Source organism: Chitinophaga polysaccharea (assembly GCF_007829335.1).
Taxonomy (GTDB): Bacteria; Bacteroidota; Bacteroidia; order Chitinophagales; family Chitinophagaceae; genus Chitinophaga; species Chitinophaga polysaccharea_B.
The window spans coordinates 1,289,409-1,310,516 of sequence record NZ_VIWO01000001.1 but is presented as its reverse complement, the minus strand read 5'-3'; the positions used below and the strand labels follow the sequence as shown (position 1 = coordinate 1,310,516).

20 protein-coding genes are annotated in these 21,108 nt (G+C 47.6%); 7 read left to right on the top strand and 13 right to left on the bottom strand.

What is annotated here, in order from left to right; translation table 11 throughout:
* Positions 1–6 precede the first annotated feature (6 nt).
* From FHW36_RS05570 to purD, 7 genes are all read right to left on the bottom strand, one after another.
* A complete protein-coding gene (locus tag FHW36_RS05570; protein WP_246121079.1) occupies positions 7–753 on the bottom strand; it encodes an MBL fold metallo-hydrolase in 747 nt (248 codons plus the stop codon).
* A gap of 119 nt (positions 754–872) precedes the next feature.
* On the bottom strand, positions 873–2,159 hold the full coding sequence (gene rodA, locus FHW36_RS05565) for a rod shape-determining protein RodA (RefSeq protein WP_145663538.1): 1,287 nt from the start codon (positions 2,157–2,159) through the stop codon (positions 873–875).
* A 34-nt stretch (positions 2,160–2,193) separates the two neighbouring features.
* The gene (gene mrdA, locus FHW36_RS05560) at positions 2,194–4,134 is read right to left on the bottom strand and encodes a penicillin-binding protein 2 (protein WP_145663534.1); all 1,941 of its coding nucleotides are present in this window, start codon (positions 4,132–4,134) and stop codon (positions 2,194–2,196) included.
* Positions 4,135–4,204: 70 nt separating this feature from the next.
* Complete coding sequence (gene mreD / locus FHW36_RS05555) at positions 4,205–4,714, bottom strand: rod shape-determining protein MreD (RefSeq protein WP_145663531.1); 510 nt, start codon at positions 4,712–4,714, stop codon at positions 4,205–4,207.
* Positions 4,711–5,598 (bottom strand): rod shape-determining protein MreC, encoded by an 888-nt coding sequence (gene mreC / locus FHW36_RS05550; RefSeq protein ID WP_186452313.1) that lies wholly within the window; start codon positions 5,596–5,598, stop codon positions 4,711–4,713. The genes mreD and mreC overlap by 4 nt, the downstream gene beginning before the upstream one ends.
* 99 nt (positions 5,599–5,697) lie before the next feature.
* Positions 5,698–6,720 (bottom strand): rod shape-determining protein, encoded by a 1,023-nt coding sequence (locus FHW36_RS05545; RefSeq protein WP_106527013.1) that lies wholly within the window; start codon positions 6,718–6,720, stop codon positions 5,698–5,700.
* Positions 6,721–7,049: 329 nt separating this feature from the next.
* Positions 7,050–8,327: a phosphoribosylamine--glycine ligase gene (purD, locus tag FHW36_RS05540; RefSeq protein ID WP_145663525.1), complete on the bottom strand. Its 1,278-nt coding sequence runs from the start codon at positions 8,325–8,327 to the stop codon at positions 7,050–7,052.
* 169 nt (positions 8,328–8,496) lie between these two features.
* Between purD and FHW36_RS05535 the strand changes: the two genes are divergently transcribed.
* The 3 genes from FHW36_RS05535 (at position 8,497) to FHW36_RS05525 (ending at position 13,067) form a co-directional block, all read left to right on the top strand.
* Positions 8,497–10,215 (top strand): peptide MFS transporter, encoded by a 1,719-nt coding sequence (locus tag FHW36_RS05535; protein WP_222428991.1) that lies wholly within the window; start codon positions 8,497–8,499, stop codon positions 10,213–10,215.
* A gap of 160 nt (positions 10,216–10,375) precedes the next feature.
* Positions 10,376–12,424, top strand: coding sequence for an OPT family oligopeptide transporter (locus FHW36_RS05530; RefSeq protein WP_145663522.1), 2,049 nt, complete (start codon positions 10,376–10,378; stop codon positions 12,422–12,424).
* A 127-nt stretch (positions 12,425–12,551) separates the two neighbouring features.
* Positions 12,552–13,067 (top strand): hypothetical protein, encoded by a 516-nt coding sequence (locus tag FHW36_RS05525; RefSeq protein ID WP_145663519.1) that lies wholly within the window; start codon positions 12,552–12,554, stop codon positions 13,065–13,067.
* Between the two features lie 75 nt (positions 13,068–13,142).
* On the opposite strand, the gene FHW36_RS05520 is transcribed toward FHW36_RS05525, so the two are convergent.
* The 3 genes from FHW36_RS05520 to FHW36_RS05510 all read right to left on the bottom strand — a co-directional run bounded on the left by FHW36_RS05520 (position 13,143) and on the right by FHW36_RS05510 (position 17,113).
* Complete coding sequence (locus FHW36_RS05520) at positions 13,143–14,348, bottom strand: DUF1501 domain-containing protein (protein ID WP_145663516.1); 1,206 nt, start codon at positions 14,346–14,348, stop codon at positions 13,143–13,145.
* 21 nt (positions 14,349–14,369) lie between these two features.
* Positions 14,370–15,812, bottom strand: coding sequence for a DUF1800 domain-containing protein (locus tag FHW36_RS05515; RefSeq protein WP_186452312.1), 1,443 nt, complete (start codon positions 15,810–15,812; stop codon positions 14,370–14,372).
* A 92-nt stretch (positions 15,813–15,904) separates the two neighbouring features.
* Positions 15,905–17,113, bottom strand: coding sequence for a molybdopterin molybdotransferase MoeA (locus FHW36_RS05510; RefSeq protein WP_145663513.1), 1,209 nt, complete (start codon positions 17,111–17,113; stop codon positions 15,905–15,907).
* A gap of 47 nt (positions 17,114–17,160) precedes the next feature.
* Between FHW36_RS05510 and moaC the strand changes: the two genes are divergently transcribed.
* Positions 17,161–17,646, top strand: a complete 486-nt coding sequence (moaC, locus tag FHW36_RS05505) for a cyclic pyranopterin monophosphate synthase MoaC (protein ID WP_145663510.1) — start codon at positions 17,161–17,163, stop codon at positions 17,644–17,646.
* Complete coding sequence (locus tag FHW36_RS05500) at positions 17,630–18,229, top strand: NTP transferase domain-containing protein (RefSeq protein WP_145663507.1); 600 nt, start codon at positions 17,630–17,632, stop codon at positions 18,227–18,229. The genes moaC and FHW36_RS05500 overlap by 17 nt, the downstream gene beginning before the upstream one ends.
* A 16-nt stretch (positions 18,230–18,245) precedes the next feature.
* On the opposite strand, the gene FHW36_RS05495 is transcribed toward FHW36_RS05500, so the two are convergent.
* Together FHW36_RS05495 and moaD are read right to left on the bottom strand one after the other, a co-directional pair.
* Positions 18,246–18,647, bottom strand: a complete 402-nt coding sequence (locus tag FHW36_RS05495) for a molybdopterin synthase catalytic subunit (protein WP_145663505.1) — start codon at positions 18,645–18,647, stop codon at positions 18,246–18,248.
* Between the two features lie 45 nt (positions 18,648–18,692).
* Complete coding sequence (gene moaD, locus FHW36_RS05490) at positions 18,693–18,926, bottom strand: molybdopterin converting factor subunit 1 (protein WP_145663502.1); 234 nt, start codon at positions 18,924–18,926, stop codon at positions 18,693–18,695.
* A 79-nt stretch (positions 18,927–19,005) separates the two neighbouring features.
* Between moaD and FHW36_RS05485 the strand changes: the two genes are divergently transcribed.
* A complete protein-coding gene (locus tag FHW36_RS05485; RefSeq protein ID WP_145663500.1) occupies positions 19,006–19,377 on the top strand; it encodes a DUF7009 family protein in 372 nt (123 codons plus the stop codon).
* Between the two features lie 5 nt (positions 19,378–19,382).
* Complete coding sequence (gene moaA / locus FHW36_RS05480) at positions 19,383–20,360, top strand: GTP 3',8-cyclase MoaA (RefSeq protein ID WP_145663497.1); 978 nt, start codon at positions 19,383–19,385, stop codon at positions 20,358–20,360.
* Positions 20,361–20,362: 2 nt separating this feature from the next.
* On the opposite strand, the gene FHW36_RS05475 is transcribed toward moaA, so the two are convergent.
* Positions 20,363–21,106 (bottom strand): sulfite exporter TauE/SafE family protein, encoded by a 744-nt coding sequence (locus FHW36_RS05475; protein WP_145663492.1) that lies wholly within the window; start codon positions 21,104–21,106, stop codon positions 20,363–20,365.
* Between the last annotated feature and the right edge of the window lie 2 nt (positions 21,107–21,108).

Below are 21,108 nucleotides of genomic sequence, written 5' to 3'. Positions count from 1 at the left end.
TTATATTCAAAACTTGGTGAAAGGTTCTTTGGAATCGTGGTAAAACAGAAAAGTCCAGCCTTCGTTTTTGCCCCGCTCCATAAATTCCTGCCGCAGTTCCATGCTGCGTTTACCATCATAGTCATATTTGGCGGCAAAACGACTCTTCATCTGGGAAATCTGTGGTGCCACATCTCCGCCAAAAAACACTTTATCTTCTCCGTCATCTACCAAAAATACCTGGTGATAGGGACAATGGCCACCAGTTACTTCGTAATGAATATAGCCATCTATGATACCATTGCCAGTGGTAAACACCACGTTATCCCGCTGCTGTAACAGGAAGATATCTTCTGCGAGGTAAGATTTGCCGGAATGCTCTATGGCATACAGCATTTCCTCGTTATTAACATAGTAAGTAGCGCCGGGAAAGGTGAGTGTACGCTCCCTGGTAATCGGATCTTCTGCTGATACGCCACCAGAGTGGTCTTTATGCAGATGGCTCATCAACACTTTCGTGATTTCCATGGGATTAACGCCATGGTCAATCAGGTGTTGATGGATTTGTAACACCCCATCCGGGTTACGAAATCCCAGCCCGGTATCAAAAAGTATATAATCGCGGTCAGTGATCACGAGAAATGGCTGGATTTCTACCAGCAATGATCCATGCGGACGATCCTGCATGCGGTCGGTTTCCCGGCTAAAAGGAAGGAATTTCTTGGTCCCGTCTACTGTAAATGACCCCTCGGATAATGGAATAATACGCGCCATGGCGCAAAGGTACAAAAAAGGTAAAAGCTGAAAGCATAAAGCAAAAGCCATCGAAGCAGATACACATTCGTGCATGTTACCCGCTTCGATGGCTTTTGGGTTTACGCTTTTGCTTTCAGCTATCTTAAAACCATCTGCCGGTCGGCATCCAGTCGCAATAAGATAAATATCAACATGGTAAAGGTCATCAGGGAAGATCCGCCATAACTTACCAACGGCAGGGGAATTCCGATTACCGGCGCCAACCCGATGGTCATGGCCACGTTAATGGCCAGGTGGAAGAAGATAATCCCCGCCACCCCATAAGCATAGACGCGCGTAAAGGTCGATCGCTGTCGCTCCGCGACGAAAATGACCCGGAAGAGCAATGCCACATAAATGGCCAGGAAGACGATACTGCCCAAAAAGCCAAAATCTTCCCCTATTGTACAAAATATAAAGTCGGTGCTTTGCTCTGGTACGAAATCGTAACGGGTTTGTGTTCCTTTCAGGTAGCCTTTGCCCCAGAAGCCACCAGAGCCAATGGCGATCATACTTTGCCGGGTATTGTACGTTGCTTTGGGGTCATTTTCCTTACCCAGCATTACTTCAATACGGCGTACCTGGTAGTCTTTCAGCACTTTGGTAAATGCAAATGGCACCACAAACATCACAAACAAGGCGCAAAAAGCATATACCCCCAGTATGATGGCTAGTCTCGACCGCTTTCGTTTTATTTCCCTTCGACTGAAATAAATGACCAGGGCGGTTACCACCGTGAAGATAGAAAAGAGCACCGTTCGATCTACCAGCAAGGCAGATAATACGAGTACAATTCCTGAAAATGCGATCACCAGTAATACGCCGGGCAGCCCTTCACGGTACATGACCAGGAAGAAGGAAAAATACACCAGTGCCAGCCCGGTTTCATCCTGTAAGATGATGATACCGGCCGGAATCAGGGCTATAGCCGCCGCAATCAGCCGCGATCGTAGCTTGGTGAAATCCGTTTCCTGCGATGATATATATTTGGCCAGGGCCAGGTTAGTACATAGTTTGGTTAACTCTGCCGGCTGAAACTGGAATCCTCCGATCACCAGCCAGGAGTGAGATCCTTTTACATCTTTACCGATCCCCAATACTAATAATAGCAACAGTAACCCGCCCGCATACATCAGGTTAGCCGTAGCCGTAAAGAACTTACTATCTGTTAGCCATATTACAGCCGCCAGTACTAATGAAACGCCGAACCACACCAGCTGCCTGGAATAGTTTTTATTTGGATGGATGATATCATACCACACATTGTCGTCACCCCGGTATTCCGCAGCAAAAATCGACATTATGCCTATAATCACCAGTGCGAGGTACAGGCCAACTATTGGCCAGTCAATCCCTTGTGTCAGTTTGGCTTGCGAGCGGTTCATTCTTCATTAATCGGTTTATTCGATGAGTGATTGGTTACGACTTCTTCTTCTTCAGCATGATGGCATTGTTATTCAATGAATCCAGGTGCGACTTAGCCAGCAACGACTGGTCCAGGGTAACTGTTTCCATTACCTTTTTCAGCAATGGCTGACGTTTGGTAGAGATACTGTCTTTCAGGTATTTCTCCATCATCAAACTGGCGATAGGTGCGGCATACGTGGCACCAAAGCCGGAATTTTCCACTACCACCGCAATGGCTATACGTGGATTTTCGGCAGGTGCAAAAGCTACGAACAATGCGTGGTTCTTCAATTTTGTTCTTACGCCATTTACAATACCATAGTTTTCCGCTGTACCGGTTTTACCACCAATAGTAATCCCTTCAATTTGTGCAATACGCCCGGTACCGCTCTCCACCACATCGGTCATACCATGAATTACCGCACTATAGGCCGAGTCGGAAATATGCGCACCTTCATGTTTCTTTTTATATTTATCCAACAGGTGTGTATCGTCATTGTCAATGCTGGCCACAAAGTGAGGAATATAGTAGGAACCACGGTTAGCCACAATACACATGGCGTTGGCCATTTGCAACGGTGTTAACAACAATTCCCCCTGACCTATACCCAGGAACACGGATGTACAGGAATTCCAGCTGCCTTTATAACGGGCATCATAATATTTTTTATCTGGTACCAGCCCCCGTCCTTCGCTGGGGATATCTACCCCAATCTTGTGACCGAAACCAAAGGTGTTCATATAATCAGCCCATTTCTGCATCCCGCCTTCCTTAATGCCGCCAAATTTGGCAGCATCCACACTGAGGCGGTATACATGCGAGAAGTAGGCGTTGCAGGAGTGGGAGAGCGCCAGGCGCAGGTTGGCTGCGTGGCCCGGATCGTGGTGCTCGCACTTGATAGGCCGGGAACAGCCATAATAGGCACCCCTGCAAGGATAGCCGAAGCTGGGTGTAATTACGCCTTCATCCAGTCCCACCAGGGCTATCATAGGCTTAAAGGTAGAGCCGGGAGGATAGGTGGCCTGGATGGCACGGTTGAAAAGCGGTTTAGTGGTATCGGTATATAGTTTACTGAAATTGGCACTTCTGTTTGACCCCGTAAGCAGGTTAGGGTCAAAGCTTGGACCACTCACCATAGCCAGGATGCCACCGGTTTGGGGATCTATGGCTACGATACTGCCGGATTTTCCTTTCATCATCTGCTCGCCCAGCTGCTGTAATTCGATATCCAGGGAAAGGCGCAGGTTCTTCCCGGCTACGGCGGCACTATCGAATTCGCCGTTTTCGTAGGCGCCTTGTGGCCTGTTAAGGTTGTCTTTTACCAGGTACTGGATACCTCGCTGGCCCATTAATACCGACTCATACGTTTTTTCCAGCCCTGTAAAACCGAGGTAATCGCCAGAGTTATAGGAGCCATAGTTGGCGGTATCCTTCAGCATGGCCGGGGAAATTTCCGCGATATACCCAAGTATGTTAGCTGCTGCAGAGTAAGGATAGGAGCGGATCTGCCGGGGCACCAGTTCAAAGCCCGGCGAAAAAAGGTACATGCTTTCCTGGAGCTGTCCGAATACCTCCGGCGCCAATAGGGGAGCAAATACGGATTGTCTTACCCGTCCATTTTTTACAATGGCATTGATAATACGTTTCCTGAATTCTTCTTTATCTATTTTTAAGATATTACAGAGATAGGCGGTATCAATATTTTTTACACTGGCGGGCGTTACTACGAGGTCGTATAATACATCGTTTCCGAGGATACTACGATTCTGCCGGTCGTAGATAATACCACGACTGGGATACACCACCTTACGCAATACTGCGTTGGCATCCGCCAGTTTGGCGTACTTCTTCTCCACAATTTGCAGGAAGAATAATCTCGAGATGATTAATGTGACCATCCCCAGTATAATCAACTGTATTACTCTCTTCCTGGGCTGATTAAATACCGACATGCTTTAAGGACGGATATATTTTAAATTACAAACCTACATTAAAAAGCCTAAAGCTTGCCGCTTCTCCCTATTACTTCCTCGAGAAGAATAGTAATTCATACAGTACAATCAGGAAAAGACTGGCCAGCGATGAAAAGACGATCTTCATGATCAGGTATAACAGGTTACCTGTACCAAATACTTCTAAGGAAAAAAATACGGTATGATGCAGCAATACCAGGATAGCAGCATAAATAAGGAATTGGGATACTCCCATACTGGTCATGGAAGGTGTTTTCTGGGTAGTTTCAAAACCTCCCTGTGGCGATAGGATATTGATAATAAACGGGCGCAGATAAGCAATGAAAACGCAGGCAGCAGCGTGCATACCGGGGGTATTCATAAACATATCCAGGGAAAGCCCCATCAGCAGTCCCATCAACATCAATACAGGACGGGGCAGGTTAAAGGGCAGCGCCAGGATAAACAGCATGTAAAGATAGGGGCTCACCAGCTGATGCAGCAATATTTCATTGAGCACAAACACCTGTATCAGCAACAGGAGCACAAAGCGGATTATATTTCTTAACAGTATACTCATTTAATCAACTTATACGTTGAATCTTCCAATCGTTGTTGTTCTTCTTTCAACAGGTTCTCGATCACATACACATATTGCAGGTTGTAGAAATTGGTGGCCAATTTCAACCGGATGGTATACGAGGTGCTGGCCTTATCTCCCACAGCAATGTTTTCCACATAGCCGATAGGAATATTTTCAGGGAAGAGGGCAGAGAACCCACTGGTTACCACCGTATCTCCTTTATGTATTTTAGCACTTTTGGGGACGTCCTTCAACAGCGCATAACCAGCGTCTTCACCATCCCAGTGTACCGATCCCATTTCCTTACCCTGGCCAAGACGGGCGCTGATGGATACGGAGTTGGATTTAGAGAGCATCGACAAAATCACTGCATAATTATCGCTCACACTTCTTACTACGCCTACGACACCGCTGCTACTAATAACGCCCATATTCGGGCGGATACCCTGCAAACTTCCCCGGTGAATAGTAATATAGTTAACAGACTTGTTGATGGAGTTATTGATCACTTTAGCAGAAAAGTACTCGTAGCGGCGAATCTGTGTACCAATCACCCGGCGCAGGGTATCATCGCTGTACTGGCGTACCGTATCGATTTTAATCCCCTTTGCGGTAAGCATGCTATCGTAGCTGGTAAGCAGGGCATTGTGCAGCCGCATGTTTTCGTTCACCAGGCTATCGTTGGTCGACTTGAGGTGAAAGTAGTATTGAACGTTGTTATACTTGTCGTACAGTTTACCGCTGATGGCGTTGGCGGAGCTAAGGTAGGCGGTTCGCTGAAAGTTGTTATGCTGGAATACCAATACCATGCAAATCACTTCCAGCAGCAGAAATAAGAAGAAGTTAAAGTATCGCCTAAAGAAAATGATTAAATTTCGCACAAGCGCGCACGGGTTTTGAGATTTAGAGATTTACGGATTTTTCGGCATCGGGGGAGTATCCGCCACAGTACCTCAAAATCCGTAAATATCAAAATAGTGTTATTGCATCAGGAACGGATACTTACCAACATGCTTTAAGGCAATACCTGTACCTCTTACCACGGCGCGTAATGGATCGTCCGCTACATGCACCGGCAGTTTGATTTTCTGCGTGAGACGCTTATCCAATCCGCGGAGCAAGGCGCCACCGCCGGTCAGGTATAAACCTCTGCGATAAATATCTGATGCCAGCTCAGGAGGCGTTGTTTCCAGCGCTTTCAGGATGGCTTCTTCGATTTTAAAGATAGACTTGTCGAGGGCTTCCGCAATTTCCTGGTAGGATACCATGATTTGTTTCGGAATACCGGTTACCAGGTCTCTACCATTAACAGGAATATCATCTGGTGGGTTGTCCAGTTCCTTCAGGGCAGATCCGATATGGATTTTGATCTGTTCTGCGGTTCTTTCACCAATCAGCAAGCTGTGGTAACGGCGCAGGGCTTCCATGATGTCGGCGGTAAATTCATCCCCCGCAATACGGATACTCTGGTCGCAAACGATACCCGCCAGTGCGATCACCGAAATGCCGGTGGTACCGCCACCTATGTCGATAATCATGTTACCTACTGGCTCTTCCACATCGATACCAATACCGAGTGCCGCGGCCATAGGTTCGTGAATCAGGTATACCTCTTTGGCGCCTGCCTGTTCAGCAGAGTCGCGTACGGCTCTTTTTTCCACTTCCGTAATGCTGGAAGGAATGCAGATCACCATGCGCCAGCTGGGGGCAAACAGGGGCTTTTTGGGGTAAATCATTTTTATGAGTTCCCTGATCATGCCTTCAGCGGCATTAAAATCCGCTATCACGCCATCTTTCAGGGGACGTATAGTACGAAGATATTCGTGTGTTTTTTCGTGCATCATCATGGCCTTCTTTCCTACAGCCACAATTTTGCCACTAGCCCGTTCTATCGCTACAATGGAAGGCTCGTCCACTACCACCTGGTCATTATGAATTATCAGCGTATTCGCTGTACCAAGATCAATCGCGATTTCCTGCGTTAAAAAATTAAAAAATCCCATTGTTGATACGGTCAAAAATTAGAATGCAAAAATGAATAATTCCAACGAATATACGATGCAAAAAATGGATATTCTTGCAATAATACAGCTAAATATTAAAAAAAGTTATTTGTTATACAAACGGCATAGTAACTGCTCTCTTTACGCTTCGATCAGATGAACGGAATTAGTCCGTTTTAATTGTTCCTGCCGCCTAAAATTACGCCTTTACAAGTCCCGCTTTTCAATTGTCCTGTACCAGTCCTCCCTACTGTAGCTGTTCGTGGCTAAAACACTTTAGCTGCCGGCAGCAGCCCTGTCGGACATTACCCGCAGCTAAAGCTCGTTGGCTAAATAAACTCGTATCCTATATCACGGCGATATACTTTGCCCTCAAAAGAGATCTGCTCTGCTGTTTGTACAGAATGAGCCAGGGCTAAAGACAGATCGGCCGCCAGTGAAGTAACAGACAGTACGCGGCCACCGTTACTCAGTACGTTGGCACCATCCTGCCGGGTACCGGCATGAAACACCACCTGGTCGTGGGTAGGCGCCGGAATACCGCTGATTACCTTGTTTTTCTCATATGCTTCCGGGTATCCTTTTGATACCAGCATCACCGTAGATGCTGCACGCGCATCGGCGTAAATAGTCTGCTCACTTAGTTTACCTGCGGTTACTGCGTTGAATAACTCCAGTAAATCATTTTTTAAACGGGGCATTACCACCTCCGTTTCAGGATCCCCCATGCGACAGTTATATTCGATTACGAACGGCTCCCCTCCTACATTAATCAGGCCAAAAAACACAAATCCATAATAGACAATTCCTTCTTTGGAAAGCCCTTCAATCGTAGGACGGATCACCTGGTCTTCTACTTTCTTCATAAATGCCGCATCGGCAAAAGGTACCGGGGATACCGCTCCCATACCACCTGTATTCAGCCCCTGGTCGCCTTCTCCAATCCGCTTATAATCTTTGGCTTCCGGTAATATCTGGTAGGAATGCCCATCAGTAAGAGCAAATACAGACAACTCAATACCGGTGAGGAACTGCTCTACTACCACAGTTTTACTGGCATCGCCAAATTTGGCCGATTTAATCATCTGCTCAAATTCGGCCAGCGCCTCTTCATGCGAAGTCGCAATAACAACGCCCTTACCGGCTGCCAGGCCATCGGCCTTCAGTACAATTGGTAAGGAGTGCTGTTGAAGATAAGCCACCCCCGCTTCATAATTATCGGCGTTGAACTCCTGGTAGGCAGCCGTGGGAATGTGATGGCGTTGCATAAACAACTTGGCGTAAGCCTTGCTGCCCTCCAGCTGCGCCCCTTCCTTAGACGGCCCCATTACCGGTATATGCTGTAATGCAGGCTCGCTCTTAAAATAATCATAGATACCGTTTACCAGCGCTTCTTCAGAGCCCGGCAGTACCAGGTCGATGGCATTTTCCAGGCAAAAAGCCTTTATCTTCTCAAAATCACTCACCCCCATGTTGACGTTCGTACCACATTGAGCGGTACCGGCATTACCCGGGGCAATAAAAAGATGACCGCATAGGGTACTTTGTGACATTTTCAGGGCCAGCGCGTGTTCCCGGCCACCACTTCCTAGTAGTAGTATGTTCATATGAGTTGCCTAATAAATGCAGATGCGAAAGAAAATGCAAAGAAAGTTCAAAAAATGGCAAAAAATGAGCATTCATACCATTTTTTTACGTTGATAACCGATTTTATTTAACTTGCCATATTTAAAGGTTTACGAAATCTAAACAACTATTGCTAAAACTAACCAATTTATGATGCAAACTGCTGTTGCACAAGAGTCCCCTATTGCCTCGCAGAAGGGCCATCCTAAAGGGCTCCCAGTATTATTTGCCACGGAGATGTGGGAACGGTTTAATTTTTATGGCATGAGAGCGCTTTTGACGCTCTTCCTGGTGAACGCATTGGCTTTCTCTGAAGCAGATTCCTCTATCATCTATGGAGGATTCCTCGGTTTATGTTACCTGACACCTATGCTGGGCGGGTATATTTCCGATAGGTACCTGGGAAACAGGAACTGCATTATATTAGGAGGTTTTGTAATGGGTATAGGGCAACTGCTGATGGTATTAAGTGGTGTACTATATGCCTCCAACCTGGAAGCAGCCAAAATGATTGTATGGCTGGCACTATTCATCCTCATTATCGGCAACGGCTTCTTCAAACCCAACATCTCTTCTATGGTGGGCCAGCTGTATCCAAAAAATGACAGCCGCCTCGATTCTGCCTTCACCATCTTCTACATGGGTATCAACATGGGCGCCTTCCTCGGTATGTCCATTTGCCCTATCCTCGGCGACGTAAAAATTGAAGCCACCGGCGTAAGAGTGGTAAGCGCCTTCAAGTGGGGATTCCTGGCCGCCAGTATCGCCATGTTCCTCGGCACCATCCTCTTTTACTTCCTGAAAGATAAATATGTAGTAACGCCTACCGGCGCAGCCATCGGTGGCAAACCGGATTTCTCCAAGTCAACCGGTACTACCGCTACCGGTGAAGCCGACAAAGCCAAATTTACTTCTACCGCCATCTTCAGTGTACTGGCTTTAATGGTAGTCCTCTTCTTCGGCATCCACTACCTGTCCATCGACCCCAATCCTATCAAGTCATGGGTATATCCCTTCATCTATGCCGCTGGTATCAGTCTCGCTGTATTAATCCTTACCGATAAATCTATTACCAAAGTAGAAAGACAGAGAATCATCGTAATCTACTTTGTAGCATTCTTCGTCATCTTCTTCTGGGCTTGTTTTGAACAGGCGGGATCTTCTCTCACCTTCATAGCCGACTATCAGACTGATCGCCGCATCTTTGGCTGGGACATGCCGCCAAGCCTGGTGCAAAACGCCAACTCCATCTTCATCATCGTATTTGCATTGCCTTTCAGCTTCTTATGGTTGAAATTACAGCAGCGTAGCCTGGAGCCGATTTCCCCGGTGAAACAGTCATTGGGACTGGCACTGCTGGCCATTGGCTTCTTTATCATTGCATGGCAGATGAAAGGGCTGGGTGCTAAAGAAAAAATCGGCGTAAGCTGGTTAATCCTCATGTACCTGTTCCATACACTGGGTGAATTGTGTCTGTCGCCTATCGGTTTATCACTGGTAGCCAAACTGGCCCCTCATCGTTTCTCATCCCTGCTGATGGGCGTATGGTTCCTGGCCAATGCCGCCGGTTATGCACTGGCTGGTACACTCGGCGCCCTGCTGCCACCTACGATGGACAAATACGAACTGGCTACCAAAAATGGTATCGACCTGAAAGGCATTCTCGATGGTACAATTACCGCTACTGCGCAACAACTGGATAAACTGAAAGAGCTGAAACTGGCCGCTCACTATCCCAGCTTCGCCGGCTTTACGATCCACAACCTCTATGAATTTTTCATGGTATTTGTGATCCTGCCAGGAGCTGCAGCAGTATTGCTGTTCCTGTCTACCACCTTCCTGAAAAAATGGATGCACGGCGTTAGATAGCCGAAAGCTTAAAGCCGAAAGCAAAAAGCTATTGAAGCGAATGATCACCGCGAGTATTATTTAAATCGCTTTGTTCATTCGCTTCAATAGCTTTTTGCTTTCGGCTTTAAGCTTTCTCCTTTTCCTTATATTTACTTCATCCAGTAATCAAATACGCATTATGTCTGATAACCAATTCAAGCCCTTTGTTCCTCCCGGCGTACAAATGAAAGAGTTTACCCTCAAGTCCATTTTACTCGGTTGTATTTTCGGTATTATCTTCGGCGCCGCCACCGTATACCTGGCGCTGAAAGCCGGTCTCACTGTGTCAGCTTCTATCCCTATTGCCGTTATTGCCATTACTTTAGGCAGAAAATTCTTCAACACCACCATTCTTGAAAACAACATCATTCAAACTACCGGGTCTGCCGGCGAATCTATTGCGGCAGGCGTGGTGTTTACTTTACCGGGATTCCTGTTTCTCAGCGATGGTGGCGGCACCCAGTATTTCAATTATTTTACCATCCTGATTCTCGCCATCTGTGGCGGTATCCTGGGTACGTTGATGATGATTCCCCTGAGAAGATCATTGATTGTAAAAGAACATAAAACCCTCCCATACCCGGAGGGTACCGCCTGCGGTGATGTACTGATAGCGGGAGAGAAGGGAGGCGACTTTGCGAAAACAGCTTTCTACGGACTGGGCTTCGCCTTCGTATATGCCATCTTCCAGAAGATCCTGCATGTGATTGCGGAAACACCGGAATACATGACTAAACAGGCCAGTAAGTTTTTTCCTTCCGCTAAAATCAGTGCGGATATTACACCGGAGTACATGGGCGTAGGATATATTATCGGCCCCCGCATTGCCGGGGTACTGGTAGCCGGGGGCGTGCTGTCATGGCTGGCCCTCATCCCTTTGCTGGCATCCCTGCTGCCGCCTGATACCATTGCTACCCAACTGGTGAAAATAGGTTACCTGGCTAACCTGCAAACGCCCGGTGGACAAGGCGACTGGAACCCGGTTACACATACTTTCGGCGATTATTCCGCTGCAGTATACTATGCCTATGTACGGCAAATCGGCGCCGGCGCTGTAGCAGCAGGGGGCTTTATTACCCTGCTGAAAACAATTCCTACTATTATTTCTTCCTTTAAGGGAAGCCTGGGCGCCATCAAAGATGGTTCTGAAAATAGTGCCGCCAAAGGCAGCGCTCCCAGAACCGAAAAAGACCTGAGCTTAAAAGTGGTGCTCTTCGGCAGTATTGCCCTGGTACTACTTATCGCACTGTTACCGCAGCTTCCGGGCGACTCCATCGGCAAAAAACTACTGGTAGGACTACTCGTAGTTATATTTGGCGCTTTCTTCGTCACCGTTTCCAGCCGCATCGTAGGATTGATCGGCTCTTCCAACAATCCTATTTCCGGAATGACCATCGCCACGCTCATGGGTACTTGCCTGGTATTTATCGCCGTAGGCTGGACAGGTAAGATGTATGAGCCGATGGCACTGGTAGTAGGTGGTATGATCTGTATTGCTGCAGCCAATGCCGGCGGTACATCGCAGGACTTAAAATCGGGCTACATTGTAGGTGCCACGCCTATGTATCAACAGCTGTCGTTGTTTATTGGCGCTATCGTTTCTTCTGTGGTGATCGGTTTAACGGTGAAGTTCCTCGATAAGCCTACGGCTGATATGGTACTCCATGGGGTGAAAGACCATGCCATCGGCAGTGCATACTATCCAGCTCCGCAAGGCACGCTCATGGCTACACTGGCAAAAGGTATCCTGTCGTTCAACCTCGACTGGCAGTTTGTACTGGTAGGCGTATTCCTGGCTATTACTATGGAACTGTGCGGCGTTAACTCCCTGTCTTTCGCAGTGGGAGCTTATCTGCCACTATCCACTACCTTGCCCATCTTTGTGGGTGGAGCTATCCGCGGTGTGGTAGACCGAAAACAGCAACAATCCAACAAAAAGATTTCTCCGGAAGAAGAAGAACTCGGTAAAGGCAACCTCTTTGCAACCGGCCTGGTAGCCGGAGGAGCCGTGGCCGGCGTTATCATCGCTATACTGGCGGGTTTCGACTGGTCGGCCGTTATCCTGTCCAAGCTCAATCAACAAACAGGGCTCACCAATATGCTGGGACAAACGGGGTATTATATAATAGGTTGTGGCTTTTTTGCGTTTATGGGCTGGTACCTGTACCGCACAGCGCGTAAGGCTTAATAGCCCATCGAAAAGATATACAGCGGATGCCGGTGAAGGGATGTAACAATCCGTTACCGGCATCCGTTTTTGTATTTAAATGATTAATTTAGTCGCCGATTAATTAAAACTGATTATAATATAACCTATGCGCATATTAGTAACTGCATTACTCAGTGCCATTGTAATGTTGAGTATATCCTGCAAGAAAGATAGTAAAGACGATGCCCAGCGCCGCAAGTATGTTTCGATGAAACTGGATAACAGGGTGTACCTGGTAGATAATCCAAAAGGAACCATCTATGCGCCCAATTTAACAGACAACAACCCGAATAATGACTATCCCAGACTGGAGATTACCGGGCAAACTTATACCGGTGATGTAATCACTATGGCCATGGCCGCCCCCAGCTTGCCTTTTACGCCAGGCGCCTATCCCGCTACCAAAACCGGCAATGGCATGAGCATCGTGCTCAACAGCGTATATGCCAATACCCTCGTGTCTACCGGCAGCAGCGACTTCGTTATCAGGATTACACGTATTGACAATATGATGGTAGAAGGCACCTTTTCCGGTACCCTCGCCGACCAGTCAGCCGAGGGGGGGCCCAGAAGTGTGCAGGACGGCGCTTTCAGAGCGATTATTACCCAGGTAGGACAATAAATACCCGATATAAAAAAGCGGAGCGGCATCTTTGACCAGATGCCGCTCCGCTTTTTTATAATAATGAGATGATGGCTAAATAAATTCCAAATGCGGATAAGTATTCCTCAAAATAGCGTTATCATCCGCGCCCAGCCACTTATTTAACAGGGTGGCATACACGCTTTTAAAATCAACTTTATATTGCAAATCCCCATCCCGCAGGTTAAATAAATCGGGCCCTTCGTTGATCATGCCCGGTTGTTTTAAGCCACCCCCAATTAAAAACATGTTATTAGCTGTACCGTGATCTGTTCCTCCACTGGCATTCTGGCTTACCCGGCGGCCAAACTCTGAAAAGGTCATTACCACCACATCCTGGAAGCGGTTATTCTTTTTCAGGTCGCCGGTAAATACGGTAAGAGCATCGCTTAGTTGCCCGAACAGGCGGGCTTGTTGCGCATCCTGGTTTACATGGGTATCAAAACTTCCGTGCGATACATAGTACACTTTCGTGTTGATATCCGACATCACCAGGTTAGCGATGGTGCGCAGGTTCTTACCCAACTCCGTATTCGGATAATTTTCGGTAGACTTATACGTCTTAAACTGTTGCTGTATGTAGGCCGCAGAAGAAATGGTTTCTCCCATGGTTTTGTACAGGTAGTCTACATTGCTGTGGTGATCATCTGCCCCGGGATGCTGCTGTAAAAGATCTTTAAAATATTTATCGCTGCTGGTACCGTATAAACGTGCAGGATCCGTCAGCGCCAGGCCTTTATCGCTATCACCTTTCAGGGCCAGGCTCAGGGTATCATCTATCTCCAGGGCCTGGGTGGGTTTATCACAACCTTTGCACTGTGCATCCAGATAACGCCCAATCCAGCCATCAGACCAGTATTGATTTGACTGGCTGGCCGAATGCCAGATATCCATAGACCGGAAGTGAGAACGATCCGGGTTGGGATAACCTACATTATTCAAAATACCCAAAGCGCCGTCGTCGTATAACTCTTTTAGCCCTTTTAATGCCGGGTGTATGCCCAGGTTATCGGTCAGCGACAAAGCCGTTTCCCGTTTTATACCCAGGGCAGGCCTTGCCCGGTAATAAATATCATTGCGGTAGGGTATGATCGTGTTCAATCCATCGTTACCACCCGACAGTTGAATGATCACCAGAATTTTGTTGCCGGGAGGCACCAGGCTACCGCGTTCCAGCGCTTTCAGGAATTTTGGCATCATCATCGCAGCCGAAGCCAGCGAGCCTACCTGCAAAAAACGACGCCTGTTTAGAATCAGCATGTTGGAAAATTTTTATGGTGATTAACACAATTGATATTCCGGCGTACTCATCACATCGATGGTCACTGTTTTAATATAGTTTTCCCGGGTACTGCTATCCGCGTACTTCTCCAGCAGCGATGGGCCAATTTTATCGGGGAACTGCAACAGCACACCGGCTATTTCCTTCGCCAGGTTTTCCCTGGGCACATCTGCATAGCCCTGTAGATATGGGTCCCAGTTGATACGGGCATTTACTTTTTTTGCGTATTGCCGTTTCAGGAAATCGTTCATTTGCAGCGTCATTTTATAATTGCCGCCCATTTCCGGTGTCAGCTCCTTAGGCATTACATTAAATGATTGAGAATATAAAATGACTTGTGGTATGCGTAAACGGAACATCAGGCTGGAGCTGTCTATCCAGCTGCGCCCACCTGGCCAGCCTGCCACATTGGGGGGATAAAACAGCATTTGTCCCAATACCCGTTGAAATAATATCATCACTTCCTCCTGCTCAAAATCCATTGGCACCGCCCTGCGTATGCCTACCAGCAGTTCTACCGGCGATTTAATACGGTTACCGATTAATGTGCTGTCATAAAACCAATCCGACATGAATATTTCTTTCATCAGCGATTTTATCTTGTAGCCGGAATGGTAGAATTTATCTGACAGCATCGTAATGATCGCTTCATCCGGTGTATCGTTGACAAAGAATCGATAAATTTTTGTGGTGATAAATCTCGCAGTCTGCTTTTGATCGAGTAATATTTTCAGTACGTCATCTCCGTTAAAATTACCTTGTTGTCCCAGGAATGATTTCATGCCATCATCGTGTTGCTTATCGCGGAACACGAAAGCGCCGGACTCATCAAAGCCCCATCCGGTAAAGGCCCTGGCGCCTTCCTTTACATCATTTTCGGTGTAGTTGCCCCTGCCCAATGTGAACAACTCCATTACCTCGCGGGCAAAATTTTCGTTGGGGTGCTGTTTACGGTTTTGCTGATTATTCAGGAATTGCAGCATGGCCGGTGTTTTAGATACTGCACTTAACAAGTCGCCGAAATCACCCAGCGCATTTTCGCGTATCACGGCTAACAGTTGCTGATTGAATATCACATTTTCTGTACGGCAGGCGAAATGTCCATGCCAGAAAAGGCTCATCTTCTCCCGCAATGGATGGTCGCTTTTAATCATGCCATTGATCCAGGCTACGTTCAAGTCGCGTATCCCTTGCGTATTCATTTGCTGCACGTTTTTCTTTTCTTCGGGCGTCATGGATTTCAGCTTCTTATAATCAGGGAGATCAGCATTTGCAATTACATCCATCGATTCAATGGATGCCCTGGCAGGGCCTATCAGGATGCTATTCACAATATCTTTCCTTCGTTTTTTTTCCCAGTCGGAGATGACGGGAAGGGTTTCTCCAAAGCCGGCACGCCAGGCAAGATGTTGCAACTGCAGCTTTTGGGTAACTTCAGCCATAATTAAATGATTTAATATAAGACTATCAAATAATGGGCGGGTTTAACTATCCAGGCAAACGAATCCTTATTTAACAAAATGGCGGGTTTATCTCAACGAAATTTCCATACCTCGTAACAATTTCCTTTTTCAAAAACATTTTCTTCCAGTGGTAATGCCAGGAAGGCATCGGCTTTCAACAGGCTGGCCAGATCGCCGGAACCCTGGTAGGGCTGCGGTATTGCCAGCAATACCCCATCGGGTTGTGATTGCAGTTTTACCGGGATATAGTATTCCAATGCCGCATCAAACACAATTTTTTCCGCTAACTGCGCATACACCGGCGCGGGGTTTACCTCGCCCATAGCGGCTTGTATCCAGGGGCGTATATACCTGTAAAAGCACATGAAGCCCGACACAGGGTTGCCCGGTAAGGCAAATACTAATGGGCCATCCGGGAAAGTGCCAAACAGGAAAGGCTTTCCGGGTCGTTGCTGTACTTTATGAAATACCTGTTGCATGCCTAACTGTTGTAATACGGCAGGGAGATAATCAAATTTACCGGCGCTCACTGCCCCGGAACTAATCCATATATCCGTTTCCGTTAACAGCGGCTCCAGCTGTGCCCGCATGGTGGCGACTTCATCAGTCAGATGTATATAACGGGCTTTGATACCGATCTGTTCCAACGCGGCCACCAGGCTGTAAACGTTCGACATGCGCACCTGGTGCAGGGCCGGCGTGGCATGTACCGGTACCAGCTCATCGCCGGTGGCAATCACTACCACCCGCGGCTGTCGGCTTACCCGAACCCTTGTTTTTCCTACGGTAGCCAATACACCTATTTCCGCCGGACCTATCACTACGCCCGGCTGCAGCAGTGCGGCCCCCTTATCCACATCAGATCCTTTGTAATGTATGTTCTGGCCTTTTTTTACGGTACCATGTACCGTAAACCGACGGAATCCTTCGTGTTCAGAAAATTCCAGGTGCTCGTAAGGAATAACGGTATCTGTCATTTCCGGTAATACGGCGCCGGTCATCACCTCTATGCAATTAGCGGTATTGGAAAGCTGCAGCTGTGGTGCCCCGGCAGCCTGTATGTCTTCCACCCCAAAAATATGCTGCCCCCTGACATAGCTATCATAGTTTACCGCGATACCATCCATGGTAATACGGTCAAACGGCGGAAAAGGCCTATCGGCCAGTATCGGCTCCCGCAAAACGCGGCCAGTGGCCGTTTCAAAGGCAACCGTTTCTGTACCCAGGTCCCATACCGTATCCATCACAGCCTTAAATGCAGCAGCAACAGTCAACATCATTTTGAATTACTTTTGTATAAGGTGAACTTCTTTAAATTTATGCTTTTATGTCCAATGAATCAAGTAGCGGTTTTTCGCACCTCAATGAAAGTGGTCAACCAGCCATGGTAGATATCAGCGGCAAACAGGATACCTATCGTATAGCCGTTGCCGAGAGTCGTGTGTATTTACCGGAGCCGGTGCGGGCGCAATTTACAGGACAAGACATCCAAACCCGCAAGGGTGGCGTTTTTCAGACTGCCATTATTGCGGGTATCATGGCCGCCAAAAAAACGCCGGAACTTATTCCGCTTTGCCATACCTTGTTGCTGGATGGCTGCGATCTGCAGATACAGCTGGAAGGGGAAGAAGCCATTATCCGTTGCACCGTGAAAACAAATGGCAAAACAGGCGTGGAAATGGAAGCCCTCACCGGCGCCAGCGTAGCCGCACTCACCATCTACGACATGTGTAAAGCGCTCACCCAGGAAATGATTATCCGGGAAACGAAACTGATCAGCAAAACCGGGGGAAAACATGACTACAGCAAATAATAATGCACCATTAAAAGGTCTCGTGCTCTGCGGCGGATTTAGTACACGGATGCACGAAGATAAAAGTGATATCGCCTACCATGGCGTACCGCAATGGCAATACCTGGTTACTTTACTGCAATCTTTCTTAGAAGAAGTATATGTTTCCTGCCGGCCGGAACAACAGGCCCACTTTGCTGCTCATCCACTACTAATACCTGACAATGTACCTCATGGCGGCCCTTCTGCCGGGCTCCTCAGCGCACATGCGTTGCAACCGGCAACTGCCTGGCTGATAGTGGCCTGCGATCTTCCCCTGCTAAGCCGGCAAAGCCTGGAGTTACTGATCCAGGCACGGAATCCACAGAAATCAGCCACCTCTTTCATCAGCCCGTTTAATGACTCGCCGGAACCCCTGATTGCTATATGGGAACCTGGCGGCTTGCAAACATTACAACAAAATGTACTGAATGGGAAAAGCTGTCCGCGTAAAACCTTGCTGAACAGCGATGTAGAGCTACTCCAGAACCCTTTTGCCACGGAGCAGTTCAATGCCAACACACCGGAAGAAAAAGCGACGGTGTTATCCAGCCTCAAGAAATAAAAAACAGGGAAGTTATTCAGGCGATTTCGCCATCGGCAAAAAATTCTTTCTTCCAGATAGGAACGGTTTCTTTCAGGGTATCGATTACGTATTCACAGGCGTCGAAGGCAATGCCCCGGTGCGCCGCCGCCACCGCTATTACCACGGCTATATCGCCCGGGTATTTATCTCCCACCGCATGCAGCATCACCATCTTTTGGATCTCCCAACGTTCCTGCACCTGCGTCGCTATTTTCTGCATTTCTGAGATAGCCATGGCTTCGTAACATTCATAAAATAATTTCAGCACGGGCCGTTGTTTGGTATGATTACGCACGGTACCGGCAAAAATCACTTCTCCGCCGCAGGCGGGCGACTGTATAAAATCCAGTGCCTCCTGTACGGTAATCGTATCTTTAATATCTATTAATATTTCCATCTCTTCTTTACTAAAAAATATGCTTTAAAAGCGGGCAACAAAAGATCAGCCACCACTTACAGGCGGAATAACGGCTACTTCATCCTGCTCATTAATTACCTGTGAATCAGCGGCATAGGTTCTGTTAACCGCTATCATCATGGATTTCAGCTGCTGCAGCCCGGGATAAGCCTCATACAACCAGGCCTTCAGCGCTGCCACATCCCGCACCTGCGCCGGCTTTTCCAGCATCGCCGCACCTGTAATATCTTTTGCCACACCAAACAATAATATGCCCATACCGGTTAAATTGTTCGTTAAAACTACAATATAGCCCCGATAAAGTAGTAATTTTAGTACGGCAGATAAAGCATTTTTTATGAAAATCAGGATACGAGGTAATAGCATCAGGTACCGGCTGGACAAAACAGATCTGGAACTTCTCCAAAATGTAGGAAAAGTGGAATCTATCACGCATATCGGCGCCGGCACGCTTCACTTCTGCATACGGGGAAAAGATATTACCGATCCCATTATTAAAATGGAACAAGATGGGGTACACCTCCTATTGCCGCTTCCACAGCTGGATGCGTGGTATCCGCCAGACCAGGTAGGTTTTGAACTGACGTTACCCAACCATGATGGTTCGGAACTGAAGGTACTGGTAGAAAAAGATTTTAAGTGTCTTACTGACAGAGACGAGGATGATAGCCAGTCATTTGACAATCCTATGGCCGGCAAAAATTGCTAACACGCATGCTTACAGATGCACATCATCGCACGATCGACTATGTTCGGCTATCGGTAACAGACCGGTGCAACCTCCGTTGTACCTACTGCATGCCGGAACATATGCACTTCGTTAACAGTAAGGCATTACTCAACGATGAAGAAATATTACTTTTATTGCAAACATTAGCCGGCGCTGGTATTTCCAAAGTTCGGATCACCGGTGGAGAACCCTTTCTCAGACCGGGTTTGATGCAATTGCTCGAAAAAATAACCCGGATCCCGGGCATTGATGAAATTGCCGTTACCACCAATGGCGTGCTTACCCAACCTTATATTCCCGCACTGCAAGCACTGGGCATCCGGCATATTAACCTGAGCCTGGACACCCTCCGGGCCGATCGTTTCTTGCAAATTACCCGGCGCGATAAATACGCCGCTGTGGTGGATACCCTGCAAAGCCTGCTCCAACAACAAATGCAGGTAAAAATCAACGTGGTGGTGATGGAAAATGTGAATACGGATGAACTCACCGACTTCGCCGCCCTTACCCGCGACCATGCCTTGTCGGTGCGATTCATAGAAGAAATGCCTTTCAATGGCCAGGGACACCTGTTTTCCGGTATTAACTGGCATTATCAGAAAATACTGGATACCATCAGCGCAGCATATCCATTAGAGAAAATAGCCGATGCGCCACATTCTACTTCGCTCAACTACCACATTCCGGGGCATAAAGGCAATATTGGCGTCATTCCTGCCTATAGCCGCACATTTTGCGGCACCTGTAACCGGCTTCGTATATCCGCTACCGGTAGTATGAAAACCTGCCTGTACGGCAATGATGTGCTGAATGTAAAGGAAATAATGAGAGACCCGGCACAGCAACCATTGCTGTTAAGCGCCATACAATTGGCCATCCATCAGCGATTTGCCAATGGCTTTGAAGCCGAAAAGCACCATGCAGAAAAGTATATGGAAAGTATGTCTGTGATTGGAGGATAATGCTATTTGATCAACATTCTCACCCCGGCATATAAGATCAGCATCGCGGTAGCGCCAGCCACCCACCTGGGTTTCAGCACTTTAGCACTCAGGCGTGCGCCTATCTGTCCACCTAAAATAACCGCTAGCAGCAAAGGCCCTGTAAACTTCCAGTCGAATACAATAGCGTGTTTGGCGGCCTGTCCGCATAGCCCGGCAATGGAATTAACCAGGATAAAAAAGCTGCTCAAACCCGCTATATTCTTGGCGGTATCATATTTTCCCAAACGCAGCACCGGCGATAGATATATGCCACCGCCTATGCCGGTCATGCCCGACAGCAGGCCTATAGCGCCGCCGATAACGCCATATACCACTCCATTACCCCTGTTGGCGGGAATAATAGGCTCTTCCCGCTCAAAAAACAGCCGGTAACACATCACCAGCGCCGCCAGCGTAAGAGCCACTCCCAGCAACAGGAAAAAGGTAGCCTGCTTCAAAGGCAGGTAACTACCCACAAATGCCAGGGGCACGCTGATCAGCGACAACTGCCAGGCTTTTTTCAATGGCAAATGACCACTCCTGTAAAAATGATATACACCTCCAATTACCACAGCCACATTACATATTAATGCCGTAGATTTCATCAGTTGAAAATCTACACTCCATAATGCCAGCATGGCCAGGTAACTCGATCCGCCGCCAAAGCCCGCTGCAGAATAAGCCAGTGCTACCAGGAAAAAAAGTAAACAGAGTTCTGCTATCACAG

Bases quoted from the DNA above. Each gene is read 5' to 3' on its own strand.
- FHW36_RS05515 (WP_186452312.1), bottom strand. From the start codon at position 15,812: ATGGCTGAAGTTACCCAAAAGCTGCAGTTGCAACATCTTGCCTGGCGT.
- FHW36_RS05520 (WP_145663516.1), bottom strand. From the start codon at position 14,348: ATGCTGATTCTAAACAGGCGTCGTTTTTTGCAGGTAGGCTCGCTGGCT.
- FHW36_RS05535 (WP_222428991.1), top strand. From the start codon at position 8,497: ATGATGCAAACTGCTGTTGCACAAGAGTCCCCTATTGCCTCGCAGAAG.
- FHW36_RS05495 (WP_145663505.1), bottom strand. From the start codon at position 18,647: ATGGAAATATTAATAGATATTAAAGATACGATTACCGTACAGGAGGCA.
- FHW36_RS05510 (WP_145663513.1), bottom strand. From the start codon at position 17,113: ATGATGTTGACTGTTGCTGCTGCATTTAAGGCTGTGATGGATACGGTA.
- rodA (WP_145663538.1), bottom strand. From the start codon at position 2,159: ATGAACCGCTCGCAAGCCAAACTGACACAAGGGATTGACTGGCCAATA.
- moaD (WP_145663502.1), bottom strand. From the start codon at position 18,926: ATGGGCATATTATTGTTTGGTGTGGCAAAAGATATTACAGGTGCGGCG.
- FHW36_RS05545 (WP_106527013.1), bottom strand. From the start codon at position 6,720: ATGGGATTTTTTAATTTTTTAACGCAGGAAATCGCGATTGATCTTGGT.
- moaC (WP_145663510.1), top strand. From the start codon at position 17,161: ATGTCCAATGAATCAAGTAGCGGTTTTTCGCACCTCAATGAAAGTGGT.
- mreD (WP_145663531.1), bottom strand. From the start codon at position 4,714: ATGAGTATACTGTTAAGAAATATAATCCGCTTTGTGCTCCTGTTGCTG.
- FHW36_RS05485 (WP_145663500.1), top strand. From the start codon at position 19,006: ATGAAAATCAGGATACGAGGTAATAGCATCAGGTACCGGCTGGACAAA.
- moaA (WP_145663497.1), top strand. From the start codon at position 19,383: ATGCTTACAGATGCACATCATCGCACGATCGACTATGTTCGGCTATCG.
- FHW36_RS05525 (WP_145663519.1), top strand. From the start codon at position 12,552: ATGCGCATATTAGTAACTGCATTACTCAGTGCCATTGTAATGTTGAGT.
- FHW36_RS05570 (WP_246121079.1), bottom strand. From the start codon at position 753: ATGGCGCGTATTATTCCATTATCCGAGGGGTCATTTACAGTAGACGGG.
- FHW36_RS05500 (WP_145663507.1), top strand. From the start codon at position 17,630: ATGACTACAGCAAATAATAATGCACCATTAAAAGGTCTCGTGCTCTGC.
- FHW36_RS05530 (WP_145663522.1), top strand. From the start codon at position 10,376: ATGTCTGATAACCAATTCAAGCCCTTTGTTCCTCCCGGCGTACAAATG.
- mrdA (WP_145663534.1), bottom strand. From the start codon at position 4,134: ATGTCGGTATTTAATCAGCCCAGGAAGAGAGTAATACAGTTGATTATA.
- purD (WP_145663525.1), bottom strand. From the start codon at position 8,327: ATGAACATACTACTACTAGGAAGTGGTGGCCGGGAACACGCGCTGGCC.